13 protein-coding genes are annotated in these 15100 nt (G+C 66.8%); 5 read left to right on the plus strand and 8 right to left on the minus strand.

Annotated features, from left to right (window positions below; all coding sequences use genetic code 11):
- From OXF11_03590 to OXF11_03625, 8 genes are all read right to left on the minus strand, one after another.
- The coding region (locus OXF11_03590) for an isochorismatase family protein (protein ID MCY4486182.1) at positions 1-778 on the minus strand (778 nt) is incomplete at its 3' end.
- Positions 775-2613 (minus strand): hydantoinase B/oxoprolinase family protein, encoded by a 1839-nt coding sequence (locus OXF11_03595; protein ID MCY4486183.1) that lies wholly within the window; start codon positions 2611-2613, stop codon positions 775-777. The genes OXF11_03590 and OXF11_03595, both read right to left, overlap by 4 nt.
- The gene (locus tag OXF11_03600) at positions 2606-4765 is read right to left on the minus strand and encodes a hydantoinase/oxoprolinase family protein (GenBank protein ID MCY4486184.1); all 2160 of its coding nucleotides are present in this window, start codon (positions 4763-4765) and stop codon (positions 2606-2608) included. Before OXF11_03600 ends, OXF11_03595 begins: the two co-directional genes overlap by 8 nt.
- Before the next feature lie 10 nt (positions 4766-4775).
- Positions 4776-5888 (minus strand): ABC transporter substrate-binding protein, encoded by a 1113-nt coding sequence (locus OXF11_03605; GenBank protein ID MCY4486185.1) that lies wholly within the window; start codon positions 5886-5888, stop codon positions 4776-4778.
- Between the two features lie 106 nt (positions 5889-5994).
- A complete protein-coding gene (locus OXF11_03610; GenBank protein MCY4486186.1) occupies positions 5995-7164 on the minus strand; it encodes an ATP-binding protein in 1170 nt (389 codons plus the stop codon).
- A 67-nt stretch (positions 7165-7231) separates the two neighbouring features.
- The gene (locus tag OXF11_03615; protein ID MCY4486187.1) at positions 7232-7684 is read right to left on the minus strand and encodes a hypothetical protein; all 453 of its coding nucleotides are present in this window, start codon (positions 7682-7684) and stop codon (positions 7232-7234) included.
- 71 nt (positions 7685-7755) lie between these two features.
- Positions 7756-8931 (minus strand): MFS transporter, encoded by a 1176-nt coding sequence (locus OXF11_03620; protein ID MCY4486188.1) that lies wholly within the window; start codon positions 8929-8931, stop codon positions 7756-7758.
- A 28-nt stretch (positions 8932-8959) separates the two neighbouring features.
- On the minus strand, positions 8960-9556 hold the full coding sequence (locus OXF11_03625) for a methyltransferase domain-containing protein (protein MCY4486189.1): 597 nt from the start codon (positions 9554-9556) through the stop codon (positions 8960-8962).
- 267 nt (positions 9557-9823) lie between these two features.
- Here OXF11_03625 and OXF11_03630 point away from each other — a divergent pair, with 267 nt between their 5' ends.
- The 5 genes from OXF11_03630 to OXF11_03650 all read left to right on the plus strand — a co-directional run bounded on the left by OXF11_03630 (position 9824) and on the right by OXF11_03650 (position 15075).
- Positions 9824-11272, plus strand: coding sequence for a UbiD family decarboxylase (locus OXF11_03630; GenBank protein MCY4486190.1), 1449 nt, complete (start codon positions 9824-9826; stop codon positions 11270-11272).
- A 77-nt stretch (positions 11273-11349) separates the two neighbouring features.
- Positions 11350-12078, plus strand: a complete 729-nt coding sequence (locus OXF11_03635) for an iron-containing redox enzyme family protein (GenBank protein MCY4486191.1) — start codon at positions 11350-11352, stop codon at positions 12076-12078.
- A 96-nt stretch (positions 12079-12174) separates the two neighbouring features.
- Positions 12175-12882 carry an iron-containing redox enzyme family protein gene (locus OXF11_03640; GenBank protein ID MCY4486192.1) on the plus strand — a complete coding sequence of 236 codons (708 nt, stop codon included), beginning with the start codon at positions 12175-12177 and terminating at the stop codon, positions 12880-12882.
- 22 nt (positions 12883-12904) lie between these two features.
- The gene (locus OXF11_03645; GenBank protein ID MCY4486193.1) at positions 12905-13924 is read left to right on the plus strand and encodes a cupin domain-containing protein; all 1020 of its coding nucleotides are present in this window, start codon (positions 12905-12907) and stop codon (positions 13922-13924) included.
- A gap of 35 nt (positions 13925-13959) precedes the next feature.
- Positions 13960-15075 (plus strand): cupin domain-containing protein, encoded by a 1116-nt coding sequence (locus tag OXF11_03650; protein ID MCY4486194.1) that lies wholly within the window; start codon positions 13960-13962, stop codon positions 15073-15075.
- Positions 15076-15100: the final 25 nt, after the last annotated feature.

Here is a 15100-nt window from a genome sequence, read left to right on the forward strand (position 1 = left end):
AGCGGAACCTGTCGGCGACCCGGGGCAGGACCGTGAACTGATGCAGCGTGTACTCCATCTCATAGTCGGAATGGGCGTAGACCCCGTCGAGGGGCACCACCACCGTGTAGCCGTAGGCGCGCGCGGCCGTGGTGGCGGTGTAGAGCAATGCGAAGTTCGCCGCGCCGCCCAGGAACACCAGCGTGTCCGTCCCCCAACCTTCCAGCAACTCCCGCAGGCCGCCGCCGAGGAACTTGTCGTAGCCGTTGGGATACAGGACCGGTTCGTTGTCCCGGCGCGCCAGGGCTCCGGCCACCGCGCCGGCCGGCGTGTCCTTCTCCCACACCACCACGGTAAAGACCACCGGCACCGATGCCGCCCGGGCCTTGTCGAGGAAGACGCCGGCCGGCCGTATCAGCGGTTGAGCCGGCTGGGACGCCTCCTCGGCCTTGGTGTTGAGGTCGAGCACCACCACCGCGGCGCTCCCCGCATCCAGGACCAGCGGTTCCCCCGTCACCCGGTTCGGCGCGGCGCGCTGCGCCGGCCGTTCCTCGTCCACGATCACCGTCGCATCCAGCGACAGGCCGCAGCCCGGGCAATAGCGTTCATCGAGCACGGCGCGGCCTTCCATGATCTCGTGGAACGGCCCCATGCGGCCGGGCGGCAGCAGCCGCTTCACGCAAGCCTCGCGCCAGTCCTCGGCGGCACTGCACAGCCGGTGGCCGCAGGCGGCGCACCGGACCCATTCGCCGCCCTGCTCCTCCACCACCTCGAGGTTTTCCCGCAGCGGCCGGCTCACGCCCCCCCTCCCCGGTTCTCCAGCAGACGCCGCCGCCGGAGGTCGCTGGTGGCCTGAACGTCCACGGTGAGGGAATCCGCATCGACGACCACGCCGTAGACGCCGCGGGCGGTCTCCGCCGACACCAGCTCGTCCTCCACGTCCTTCAACACCGCCGCCGGATCCCGGTCCAGCGGACAGCCGTAGCCCCCGCCCATGCCGAGGGTGTAGTAGAGGACGTCGTCCCGCCTGAGCTCGAAGCTCGCGTAGGGCAGCACCCGCGGCGTACCGCCGAGCTCGTCGAGGGCCTGCGGCACCCGGTCCGCGCCCAGCATCTCACCCAGCGTGGTCCCTCCCAGGTGCACCAGAATGCTCGGCGCCCCCGGGTAGCCCCCGAAAATGCCGCGGCCGCCGTTGACGAGGCCGGCCACGCCGAAGGCCACGCCCTCGATCTTGCCGTTGGGCGCCTTGTGCACCGAGAACGCCATTTCCGCCCCGGTGCCGCCGCGGAACCGGCCGGCCCCCTGCTGGTCCCTGGCGTGGCGCCGGAACAGGAACAGCATCGGGCAGTTGGCCTCCAGCCACTCCACGTTGGGACAGGTCATGAAGTCAAGCTTGGTGGTGTCGACCCCGTCCATGGTGGCGCGGGCGCCGCTGCCGCTCAGCGGCGACATGGCCAGGCTCGTCGAATAGAACATGCCGTGCTGGTTGACCCCCGAGGTCCGCACCCGGCGCCCGCCCCAGATGCGCACCATGATCTCGTCGCGCCACGCCTGGCTGCCCGCCAGCATGCCGTTCAGCACCGATACCACCAGGTACTTGGCGGTGGCGCCCCCCGAGGTGGTGTTGAGGGAAACCGGAGCCGGATGGGTGACGTTGACCAGGGTCCCCGGCGGCGCGATGGTCTCGATGGGCCGGAACAGCCCATGGTTGCGGGGAACATCGTAGGCCACGGTCTCCACGAGGCCTTCGAAGCAGGTGCCGAAGGTGGCGTGGTAGGGCAGATTGACGCCGACGGGCGCCTGGGGGTCGGTGCCGGTGAAGTCGAAGACCATGCGGCTGCCCTGTTTCCTAAGGGTCAGCCTCACGGTCCAGGAGCCCTCCCTGGACTCGATGGCGGCGCTGTCGCTCCACTCGCCGTCCGGGATGTCCTCCAGCCGTTTGCGCAGGGCCCGCTCGGAGTAGTCGATCATCTGGGCGGCCACGGCGTCCATGAGGTCGACGCCGTGGAGGGTGTAGAACTGTCGCATGCGCGACTTGGCCACGCTGTGGCCGGCCAGTTGGCAGTTGATGTCCAGGGCCACCATGTCGGGCCGCCGGGTCATGTTGATCAGGGTGTCGAACACGTCCTTGCGGAGGTTGCCCCGGTCCACCAGCTTGATGCCCGGAATGCGCAGGCCCTCGTGGCAGATCTCCTTGGCTTCGGGAGAATCGCCCCCCGGCGACATGGCGCCGATGTCCATCACGTGGACGAACGACGCGCTCCAGCCGATCAGGCGCCCCTCCACGTGGATGGGGGAAACGACGTAGACGTCCGATTGGTGCACCGCCGAGACGTAGGGATCGTTCAGCAGAAAGACGTCGTCCTCGTTCACCCCGTCATACTCGGCAAAGCGCTCGATGATCCACTTGACCGTGAACCCGGCGCAGGCCACGTGCCAGGGCATGGACTCGCCGGTGGCCAGGATCTCGCCGTCGGCGCGGTAGAGCGAGGCCATGTAGTCGTGCATCTGGGTGGTGTTGACGGTTCCCCCGACGCGCTCGATGGTCGTGCCCATCTCCTTGGCGATGCGCTGGAGCCGGTGCGAGAGGATCTCGAAGGTCACCGGATCCACGGTCCGGCCGTTGTCAGCCATCGTTCTCTCCCCTGGAAAGAGTCGCGGCTCCCCCGGAAAGGGTCGCTTGCGAGCCGACCGTGATCCGGATGTTGCCGATGCCGTCCATCACCGCCCGGTCGCCCGGGTTGATCAGGATCGTCGTGATCGGCGTCTCGATGACGCCGGGCTCGGCGATGACCATGCCCGGCCGCATCCTGGCGATGTCGTACAACACGGTGGGCACGTAGTCGCCGAACTCCTCGAAGTAGACCGGCCGCTGGCCCTTTCGGGCCGCCGCGGCCGCGCCGCCTTCCTCCAGGGGCCGCAGGGCCGGCTTGGGCAGCGCCCCGGACCCGGTGACCCGCAGGGTGACGATCTCCTTGCCGGCCGCCCGGTAGGCCGAGCCCTTGCCGTAGGCCGCCTCGTAGAGCCGGTCGAACCGGGCGTAGACGCCCTCGAGATCCTCGTCGGTCAAGACCGCCTCACCCGGTGGAATCGGCACGTTGATCTCGTGGACCTGGTAGCGGTAGCGCATGTCCACGCTGCGCGCGAGGGTGATGTCCCGGGCGCCGAAACCCGCGTCCTCCAGGCTGCGGCGGACCTTGGACAGGATCGGCGAGAAGGACGCGTTGACCCGGTCGGCGGGCACCGGCACCAGGGTGCGGTCGGAGACCCCTTCCTCGTACACCACGTCCGAGGACACCAGACCCACCGCGCCGTGCACTGACGCGGTGACCGGGATCACCACCTGCTCGATTCCGAGCTCGGCAGCGAACCGGCCGGCGTGCACCGGACAGGCGCCGCCGAAGGCGAACATGGTATCGCCTCGCGGGTCGTGGCCGCGCTGGATGGTGGCGTTTCGGATGAGGTCGCTCATCTGGGCGTTGACGATGCGGTGGATGGCGCCGGCCGCCTCGGTGACGCTCATGCCCAAGGGCCCGGCCACCCTCTCCTCCACCGCCCGCCGGGCGGCTTCCACGTCCAGGGCAATCTGCCCGCCCAGGAAATACCCCGGGTTCAGGTACCCCAGGACCAGGCTCGCGTCGGTGACCGTGGGCTCGGTGCCGCCGCGGTTGTAGCACACCGGCCCGGGCGTGGCCCCGGCGCCCCGGGGGCCGACCTTCAAAAGACCGGTGCCTTCCTCGATCCAGGCGATGCTGCCGCCGCCGGCGCCGATGGATTCCACCCAGATCTTGGGCGACAGCAACCGGTAGCGAAGGAAGATCGGCTGGTAGTCCCGCTCGACGGCGGCATCGCGGATGATGCCGACCTTGAAGGTGGTGCCGCCCATGTCCGCGGCCACGATGTTGTCGATGCCGCTCAGGCTCCCCATGAAGCGGCAGGCGGCGACCCCGGCCGCCGGGCCGGACTCGATGGTTCCCACCGCCTTGCGCACCGAGTCGTCCACGCCCAGGACCCCGCCGTAGGCCTGCATGATCAACGGCTCGCGCCGCAGGCCCCGGTCCGCCAGGATCACGCGCAGGTCGTTGAGGTAGGAGCCGATTCGCGGGCCGATGTAGGCATTGAAGACCGTCGTGGCGGTACGTTCGTATTCCCCCTGGAAGGAAGCCGCCTCGCTGGAGAGGGTTACGAAAAGGTCCGGGTACCGCCGGCGCAGGAGCTCGCCGATCACTCGTTCGTGGCGGTCGTTGGCGATGGACCACAGGAGCGAGACCGCCACCGACTCGACGCCATTGTCCACGAGTTTTCGGATCGCCCGCTCGGCTTCCGCCTCGTCCAGGTCCGCCAGCACCTCCCCTTCGAAATCGACCCGCTCGTTGACCTCGGCGATGAAACGCTTGGGGACCAGGGGTTCGGGCTTGGTGAGCGCCGCCATGTGGTGGGCCTCGGCCTCGGGCAGTCCGGCCACCACGCCGCCGCGCATCATCAGGATGGTGTCGCCGAACCCGGCGGTGGCGATGAGGCCGGTGCGCGCGCCGCTCCGGGTGATCAGCGTGTTATCGCCGATGGTGCAGGCGTGGTAGAAGAGCCGGGTGGCGCTCAGCAGCCCGCGCTCGTCCGCCATGCCGAGATGGTGCGCCGCGTCCCGCACCGCGTCGAGCACGCCCAGGGCGAAATTGTCCGGCGTCGAGGAAGCCTTGCCCAGGGTCATGGTCCCCTCGCCGCTGACCGCGACGCAATCGGTGAAGGTCCCGCCGATGTCGACGCCGACGATGTAGGAGTCGCTCACGCTCAGGACACTAGTTCCCGCGCAGTTTCTTGGCGAGCTTCCGGGAAACCTTCCGGTAGAAGTACGCGTTCTTCACCACGTTCTGGTCGGTGCCGAAGTAGATCTTGGCGCCGGCGGCGCGCTTGCTCTCCACCAGCTTGTTGAGCTGAGAACCGTCGCGGAACGGTGAATCGCGCCCGATGACCTTCCAGATGGTGTCTTGGCCCTGCTTGGTCAGCATGTAGACGGACAGCAGCTTGGCGAGATTGGGATGCGCGCTCGTCTTGGGCACGCTGGCCTCGCTCGCGGTGCCCGACATGAAGTCGTCCATGGTGGTGTAGTCTACCGGGGCCCCCTTGGCCTTGAGTCGCGAATAGGCCACCGGCTTGGTGTCGAAGGCGAAGATCGGAAACTCGCCCGTGGCCACGCGGTTCTGGACTCCCGTTCGGGTCGTGCCGATGATGGTGCCGTTGGCGACCATGGCGTCGACGATGCGCGTGGCTTCTTCCTCACCCAGATGGATCGCCGCCTCGACCCAGCCCACGGCAAAGACCGTGGTGCCGATCTTGCCCTTGTACCTGGGGTTGGTGAAGTCCTTGTAGGACTTCGGCAAGTCCTTGGCCTTCACGAGGTTCGTGTTGTAGCCGATGATGTGGATGGAGGCGCCGATGACCACGGCGGCGCCGTTGATGCCCACCTCCTCGTCCTTGAGGCCCGGCATGAGCTTTTTCCAGTCCACCCGCAGGAGCGCTCCGGCCTGATCCGACGGGATCTGCTGGCGCGACGGGGCAAAGAAGATGTCGGTGCTGGCGGCGCGTCCGGTCTTGACCTCGTCGATCATCCGCGGCATCAGCTTCGACGCGCTCGGTCCGGGGGTCGCCTTGAGACGTACGTTGATGCCGTAGGTCTTGTTGAGCCCCTTCTGGAGGGCCGCCATGAGCCGCGGCGAGTGCCAGTCGCCGGAACCGAAGACGTTCAGCTCGCCTTCCTTTTGCGCCGCGGCGACGAGTTGCTTGAGCGCGTCGCCGCCCGTCTGCGCGGCCGCCCCGGTGATGAAGGCGAGCAACATCCCGACCGCCATGGCCATGACGGCGGCGCGCCGCCGAAGAAGACCCTTCTCGGATCGCCCGGAAAGAACTTTCATTGTCGTTGCCTCCAAAGAATCACTGCAGCCTTTCGCCACTTCGAGGAACTGGGCTATGCATATTTTGAGCCGGGGCGCGTTGTCAACCGTGACGCGAAGCATCGCATCAGAGGTCGAACTCGTACAGCCTCTCCCAAGGTACGAGACTGCCGTCCGAACGCTCCTGCGTTTGGTTGCCCCCGTAGGCCACCAGCACGGAGCAGGGCCGGCCCAATCCCGCGAGATGGCTCCGGACCCTGCGGGTGCCCCCAAAGAGAGCGGACGACGGCGTCTCGGCCGACTTGGCTTCCACCAGGGTGACGCCGGACGGGTCCTCGATGACGAGATCGACTTCGGCCCCGTTGCGATCCCGGTAGAACGAAAGGCCCCTCGTCTCGCCCCGGTTCGCGCGGCTTTTGGCGATCTCGGAAACCACCCAGGTCTCGAAAATCGCACCGCGAAGAGGATGTGCGCGAAGTTGCTCGGGGGTACGGATGCCGAGTATCCAGCAAAGAAGCCCCGTGTCGTAGAAGTGCAGCTTGGGCATCTTCACCAGGCGCTTGCGCAGATTCGCGTGAAACCCCGGCAGACGAAACACCACGAAACTGGTCTCCAATATGCTGAGCCAAGCCTTGGCGGTCGGTTGGGACACGCCGCAGTCATCAGCCAGCGAGGAGTAGTTGAGCAACTGCGAGGTACGGCCGGCGCAAAGTTCGAGAAAGCGCTGGAATGCAGTGAGATCGCCCACGTTGGCGATGGTGCGGACGTCGCGTTCGATATAAGTCGCCACGTAGGATCGCAGCCAATCCGCGGGGTCAAGTTGCTGATCGAAAATGCGTGGGTATCCGCCGGTCAGGAGCGCCGCGTCAAGGCTCTGGGGATGATACGGAAAGCGCACGACCTCGCCCCGGTGCAATGGCAACAGATTGTAGACCGCCGTCCTGCCGGCCAGGGACTGGCTCACCGATTCCAGGAGCGAGAGATTTTGTGAACCGGTAAGAATCCAGTGCCCGGGTGCCGGGTCTTCATCGATGAAGACCTGGAGGTAGGAAAGCAACTCCGGGACGCGCTGGACCTCGTCGATGACGGCCCCTTCGGGGAACTGTGCCAGGAAGCCGCGAGGATCCTCGTTGGCGAAGGCGCGCACGTCGGGAGCCTCCAGGCTCGCGTAGGGGTGTTGCGGGAACACCGCACGGCACAAGGTCGTCTTGCCACTCTGCCGCGGACCGGTGAGGGTAATGGCCGGCGAGGTTCGCCCTGCGTTCCTGAGCTTGGAGGCGAGGTCTCGGTCAATCATGACAAAGACCGAGCATACCACAAATTTAGGCTATTTCAAAATCTGATTTTTAATTGGCCTAGTTTGTTCAGGTGCGATACCGCTTCGGCGGCTGAGGGCTATTGACGGGATTGGTGTCGTGCTTCGCCAGCGCGATCACCACCGCGCCACCCACCAGGGGTTCTAGCTCCGCCTCCAGGGCATCGGCCTTGGCCTTGGCATAGACCTCGTCGCCGTCCACGTGGAGCGTAAACGACCTGAGGTACTTCGCCTTCTTGGCGGCGTCCTCGATGGTGGCCTTGGTCCAGGCGTAGAGCGGGTACTTGTCCACGCCCTGCCGTTCCGCTTCGGCGCAGTAGCCGGCGAAGGCGTCGTACTGGCATTGCAGCGCCGCGTTGTGGCGGGCCAGTATATTTCGCAGGGGACGCAGACCTGGATGGTCGTTTCCTGCCCGAGCGGGCTCGGCGACGTCATCGGCCAGATTGACGCGCAACTGATACAGCCACTCGCCGCTCCCTGTTCCGGAAATCTCCTCTGGCACTGCTGGTTTCCTCCGGTTCCAAGTCTCCCATGAAGCGGGCCGCCGACTCAATCCGCCCAAGGCCCCTGCCCTCACTCCCGCCCCAGCGTCTCCCTTGCCACGAACGCCAGCCCGGCGGCGGCGCCCAGGAGGATGGGGGCATAGAAGAGGAACGCCCTGCCCGCGCTGAAGGCGTCGGCGAGCCAGCCGCCCACCAGCGGACCCATGACGGCGCCGGACTCGCCCACGGTGCGGCGCAGGCCCTGGAGCCTGCCCCGGGCGCTCTCGGGAATGACGTCGTAGGTGGACACCGACAGCGCCCCCAGGGACATGCCCTGGGCGAGGCCGATGAGCACCATGATGGCCACCAGTTGTGGCAGGGTCGCGGCGAAGGGCAAGGCCAGGAACGCGATACCCGGGAGCGCGGTGCTGGGGACGCTGGCGTACTTGCGGCCCACGCGGTCGGTGATGAACCCGGCGGGCAGGATCATGAGCAGAACGAACAGGCCAGAGACGCCGAAGAGGCTCCCGACTTGCGCGGCGGAGAAGCCCAGCTCCACGCCGGCGAAGAGCGGCAGCATGCCTTGCAGGGTGGTGCGGTACATCTGCATGCTGAAAGTGGCGATCACCAGCACGACGAAGGTGGCGCGCAGATGCGGCAGCACGTCCGACACCTTTCCCCACCAGGCGATCTTGCCGACCCTGCCGCGAACCGTGTCGCGGCGCGCCAGGAGCGCGGTCACGAGCACGAGCGCGGCGGCGCCCGCGTACGACAGGAAGACCGCGCGGAAACCCACCCACTGGGCGACGATGCCGCCCAGCACCGGGCCGATGGCGGTGCCCGCGGACTTGACCCCCATGAAGCCGCTCAGGAGCCGTCCGCGCTGGCGCTGCTCCACCATCTCGACGCCGGACACCTCCCGCGCCATGCTCCACACGCTGTCGCCCACGCCGGCGAGGAACTGCCCGAGGAAGAGCAGCACGAACCAGGGCGTGACCGCGGTGGTGAAGGCGCCGCACAGCACCAGGGCGCTTCCCGCCAGCATGGCGGCCTTGGCGCCGTAGCGGTCGATGAGCAGGCCCGCGGGAATGAGCACGACGGTGCGTCCCAGGGCGTGGGCGGTGACCACTTGCACGGCCAGGCCGGCCGACACGCCGAAGGAGGCCGCCAGCAGCGGAATGGTCGGGAACACCATGCCGTGCCCCAGGCTCATGAGCAGGACCGTACTGTACAGGAGAGCCAGACTGCCGGGCCGTGCGCCCGTCATCGGAAGAGAACCTCGGGGCCGGCGAGGATCAGGGTTTGGCCCCCCCGTAAAGGGAGAGGCCGGAGCTTTTCTGGTGACACGTCACGTCCTGGAAGCCGGCGCTCCGGAACCACGCGACCTGGTCCTCCATCGTGGCCGAGCCGCGATCGAGGTTGAAGAAGCGCCCGCCCGAGCGCAGGCGCCCGAAGATCTCCTCGTAGATGTCCTTGATGACGTCCCCCACGCGGACGTTGTGGATGGCGTTGCACGACACCACCAGGTCGAACTCGCCCTCGGCCACGCGGCTCCAGTCCTTCTTGCTGAAGTCGGAGACGACGTACTCGAACCGCCCTTCGAGCTCCTTCATGCGCTGGCCGCCCAGGTCCGCCATGGCCGCGGAGCCGTCATGGCACACCGCCGTAGCGCCGGGGAAAGTCTCCAGGAGATACTTGCTGAGGGCGCCGTAGCCGCACCCCACGTCCATGAACCGAAACGCCGCGTCGCCGTCGAACGGCACCAGCTCGGCCATGAGCGCGAACTGCCGCGCCCGCAGAGTCTCGTTGCGCCGCTGGCGCTGAGCCCAATCCTCGACGTATTCTGGAGAGTTCCAATCGTGTTGCCGCAACGGATCGGTGATCTGTGCCATGACTTCTTTCGACCTCCTCTGGGATGGCTCGCCGGCTGAACCGTGTCAGGTGGCGGGGTGGATCGTGAACAGGCGCGGACAGGCTCGATGACCTGTGCCTCGTGCTGGACACGCGCTGGGGTGGAACCCGGCCCTGTATGGACTTAGACGATAAGTGCGTGGATGTCCAGGTTGACAGCCGAAGTGGGCGGTGCCTATAGATTCCACGGAACCCGCGCCATTTCGACGCGACGGCACCGGCCCCTCAGCCGGCCCGGAGACCGATGCATGACAAGCGCACCCAGGGACGTCGAGGCCGCCCTCAACCTCAGGACCTTCATCGACCGTCTCAAGCAGGCGGGAAAGCTCAAGGAGGTGCGGGAGGCGCACTGGAACCTGGAGATCGGCGCGCTCACCGAGATCAGCGCGGAAGCGGAAGAGCGCTCCGCGCTCCTGTTCGACTCCATTCCGGATTTTCCCCAGGGCTACCGCGTCCTGAGCAACGTCCTGCGCTCGCCCGAGTCCGACGCCCTGGCCCTGGGCATGCCGCCGGACGTGCGCGGCATGGAACTGGTGCGGTCCATGAAGGGACGGCTGCAGAACCTCGAGCCCATCCCGCCCGCGGAGATCGGCGAGTCCCCGCTGCTCGAAAACGTCGCCTTCGACGGCGACGTCGACGTGCTCAAGTTCCCGACCCCCAAGTGGCACGCGGACGACGGCGGACGCTACATCGGCACGTTCACCGCCACCGTGTGCCGCGATCCCGATACCGGCTACGTCAACGTCGGCACGTACCGCGTGCAGGTCCACGACGAGAACACGATGGGCGTGTGGATGATTCCCGGAAAGCACGGCGATCTCATCGCCCGCAAGTACTGGGCGCGGGGCGAGAGTTGCCCGGTGGCCGTCGTATGCGGGCTGCCGCCCGGCATGATGACCGCGAGCGCCGTGGGCATTCCCTGGAACATGAGCGAGTACGACTTTCTCGGCGGCCTGCTGGAGACCCCGGTGCCGGTCATCAAGGGGAGCCGGACGGGCCTCCCGGTGCCGGCCTTCGCGGACATCGTGTTCGAAGGCCACATTCCGCCGCCCGAGCAGGAGACCCACGAGGAGGGACCGTTCGGCGAGTGGCCGGGATACTACGCCTCGGGGTCGCGGCAAGCCCCGGTGGTGAAGGTGGAGGCCGTCTATCACCGCGACGACCCCATCATCACCGGCGATCCCCCACTGCGGACCTTCCTCAACAGCGAAACCCACAAGTACATCCGCTCGGCCAACATCTGGTCGTCCCTGGAACGCGCCGGCATCCCCGAGGTGCAGGGCGTGTGGTTCCCGCGCCAGGGACGGTTCATGGTGACCGTGGCCATCAAGCAACGCTACTCGGGCCACGCCAAGCAGGCGGGGTACGGCGTCCTCGCCACGCGCGACGGCGGGCGCGACGTGCGCATGGTCATCGTGGTGGACGAGGACGTGGACATCACCAACATGGGCGAGGTGCTGTGGGCCATGTCCACGCGTTGGGACCCCCGGAGCGACTCCGAGATCCTCGACGTGGCCGCGAGCATCCTGAACCCGAGGCTTTCGCCGGAAGACAAGCAGCGCCGGGAGCTGACCAGCTCCTGCATGGTCGTGGACGCATGCCGGCCCTACAGTTGGAAGGACGCCTTCCCCAAGATCTCGGCCGTGAGCGCCGAGTACAAGGCCGAGGTCCGGGCAAAATGGGCGGACCGGCTGTGACGCAAGGTCACGGTCAACCCCGGTTTCGCTGGCACCCTCACGCCCGACACGCGCGTCGGAAGGCTTGAGGAGACCGTATGGAAACGCAGACCGCGGCAGGCAACGGCGTGGAGGGTGTCTGGCACGAGTTGGTGGAGCTGGTGAACGGGCAGTTCGAGACCCCGCCCTTCCGCCGGCTGCTGGGCGTCCGCTTCACCCAGGCCCGCGCCCAGGCCCTGTCCATCCAGATGAAGCACTACGTGGCCAACCGGCGGGACTGCTGGGGGTTCGTGGCGGGCGCATCGCCGCTTAGCGTGAAACGGCTGGTCTGGGAGCACGAGGGCGAGGAGCTCATGGGCGACAAGACCGCGGGCAAGGTCGACCACATCACCCTTGCGGTGCGGGAGGGCAAGATCTTCGGGCTCGACCCGGAGGACTTCGAGCGCGTGCGCCCGCTGGACGCGGCCACGGCATGCTTCTACGCGTGGATCCATCTGGCCAAGGACCGCCCCTGGCGCGAGGCGGTGGCGGCGTCGGCGGTGCTGGAAATGCGCAATTCCGACGAACTGGTGCGCGGCGGATCGCTGTCCTACCGCGTCGGCAAGAACCTGGAACGGGACCTGGGTATTCCGCTGAAGCACCAGATCAACAACGCCGAGCACGTGACCGCCGACATCGAGCACGGCCAGCTCCTGCTAGCCGTGGCGCGGGAGCACTGCCATACCCAGGAAGATCAGCAGGCGCTGCTGCGCGGGGCGCGGGAAAGCCTCGTCATCGACCGCGCCTACCGGGAACAGCTCGTCAACATGATGGAGGCGCTGGACTAGAAGCTCGTTCATTCGGAACGCCGGGCGGCCTCGCCGGATCGCGTCAAGCAGAGCCTTGACCAGGCTCTCGGGGGCCGCGCCACAGGAGACGGAGACATGCCCGATATCGCCAAGCTCAAGAGCACGCTGAACGAGATGTGCAACCGCCAGTACGGGACCGACGAGTTCCAGGACCTGCTGACGCTGCCCTGGACCATGGAGCGGGGACGCTACTACGTCGTGCAGAACGCCATCTACACGAAGAACCGGCGGGACTGCTGGGCCTACGTCCAGGCCGCGGCGCCGCTCGACGTGAAGTCCCTCGTTTGGCAGCACGAAAGCGACGAGCTGATCAACGACCCGCGCTGCGACATGGACCATTACACGCTAACGGTCAAGCAGGGTGAGGTCATCGGCCTGACGCAGGAAGACTTCGACAACGCGGAGCTCCCGCCCATGGCCCAGGCGGCCTTCATGGCGTGGCACCTCATCGCCATCAAGGGGCCGTGGCTGGCCTCGTTCACCTCCTCCCAGATGCTGGAGCGGCGCAACAACCCCGAGATCATCACCGACGGCGGCATGTCCTACCGCATCGGCAAGAAGTTCGAGAACGAACTGGGCATCAGCCTCAAACGGATGATCTCGCTGAACGTCCACTCCACCGCCGACACCGAACACTCGGACATGATGGACGGGGTCTACGACCGGCACGTGCGCACTCAGGAGGACTACGACACGGTGCTGCGCGCCGCCAAGCAGTGCATGGCCATCGACCGCGCCTACCGCGGCGGCCTGGCCTACGTCATGCAGCGCATCGAGGGTTGACCGGTTCGCCAAGGAGACGACCATGAGCCTCGAAGACCTGAACAAGGATCTGGCCACCAAGCGTTTGGCGGGTTTCTGGGCTTCCAACATCACGGACAACGACGGCGAGGTCCTGGAGCCGCGCACCACCGTGGTCCCCTACCTGTGGAAGTGGGGCGACATCTACGACGGGCTGCTGCAGGCCGGCGAACTGGTAAGCCTGGAACAGTCGGAGCGGCGCACCATCCGGCTCCTGAATCCGGGCGTGCCCGGCACCACCGGCGCCACCAACACGGTGCACACCTCCATCCAGCTCGTGAAGCCCGGAGAGATCGCCAAGGCCCACCGCCATACCCTGACGGCACTGCGCTTCGTCCTCAAAGGCGGCGGCGCCTTCACCACGGTGGAGGGCGAGCGCTTCACCATGCACCCCGGCGACCTGATCCTGACGCCGCAGTGGACCTGGCACGACCACTACAACGGCACCGGCGAAAACATCGTGTGGCTCGACGGCCACGACGGCCCGCTGCTCAAGGCCCTGGAGGTGATGGCGGTGGAGCCCTTCAGCCAGAAACAGCAGCCGGTGGAGGCTATGCCCAACTTCAGCCTGCACCAGTTCGGCTGGGCGCGGCCGCCCGAGCAGCTTTCGGAGTTCCCCGACCCTCCCTTCCGCTATCCGTGGGAGACGACTTACGAATCGCTGAAGGCGCTGGCGTCGAGCCCGGGCGACGAGTGCGACGGTGTGCTGCTGCGCTACGTCAACCCACGCAACGGCGGCTTCACGCTGCGCACCATCGGCTGCGAGATCCAGATGATCCGGCCCGGCGAGGAGACGCGCTCGCACCGCCACACCAGCACGACCATCTACCACGTGTTCCGCGGCAGCGGCGCCACCATCGTCAACGACCAGCGCATGGAATGGAGCGAGGGCGACTTCTTCACCGTGCCGCTGTGGTCGTGGCACGCGCACGAGAACGGCAACAAGGACGAAGCCATCCTGTTCTCGGTCAACGACCGTCCGGTGAAGGAGGCCTTCGGGCTCTACCGGGAAGAGCGCGCGTAGAGGCAAGTACCGGAACCCAAGGAAGGAGCATTCCCATGAGCAAGGCCGCCACCATCGACACGGCAAACGGGTCGGAACGGAACCTCAACGAAGCCTCCGGCTTCGCCCCCATCAGCCCCTACGAGATCTACCAGCAGTGGGAAGGGGTCCCGGTATACAAGGGGTTCATCATCGACGACCTGCTGGAGCTGGAGTTGGGCGAGTGGGCACGTACCGGCGGCAAGGGCGCGTTCGTCAATCTCGACGGCGCCGGCGGCACCTGCGACACGGTGATCCAGGAGATCGCGCCGGGCAAGGAGCTGCGGCCGCAGCGCCACTTGTTCGAGGAAGCGGTGTTCATCCTGTCCGGCCAAGGGGCCACCACGCTGTGGAACGAGGGCGGCCGCAAGCACACCCTGGAGTGGCAGAAGGGCAGCCTCTTCTCCGTCCCGCTCAACACGTGGTTCCAGCACTTCAACGCCCAGGGAAAGGAACCGGTGCGGATGATCTCGCTCACCGACGCCACCATGGTCATCAACCGCTACCGGAACCTGGACTACATCTTCAACAACCCGTTCACCTTCGGCGACCGCTACCAGGGCGACGCCAACGAGTGGGGCCAACCCGGGCGCTACCTCGAAGGCGTCAAGAAGGGCCGGGTGTGGGAGTCCAACTTCATCGCCGACCTGTGGCAGTTCCAGCCCAAGGACTACAAGGAGCGCGGCGGCGGCAACCGCACCACCCTGTTCGAGTTCGTCGACAACACCATGAGCGCACACCTCTCGGAATTCCCCGTGGGCAAGTACAAGAAGGCCCACCGGCACGGCGCCGGCGCGCACATCATCATGCTGACCGGCTCCGGCTACTCCTTCCTGTGGGAGGAAGGCGCCCCGCGGAAACGCGTGGAATGGGGCCGCATGAGCATGTTCGTGCCGCCCATCCAGTGGTGGCACCAGCACTTCAACAACGGCGCCGAGCCCGCGCGCTACCTGGCGCTCAAGCCCTGGGGCTTCAAGTACAAGGTGGAGGAACTGAAGGACACCGGCGAGGACGTCAAGAAGGGCGGCGCCCAGATCGAGTACGAGGACCAGGACCCGGCCATCCACCAGGTCTTCATCGAAGAATGCCGCAAAAGCGGCGCCCAGGTGGACATGGCGCAGTTCGGCTTCTGACGCAGGGTTGACTCAGGCAAAAGCC

The sequence above is a fragment of the Deltaproteobacteria bacterium genome, assembly GCA_026712905.1.
Lineage (GTDB): Bacteria > Desulfobacterota > Binatia > UBA9968 > JAJDTQ01 > JAJDTQ01.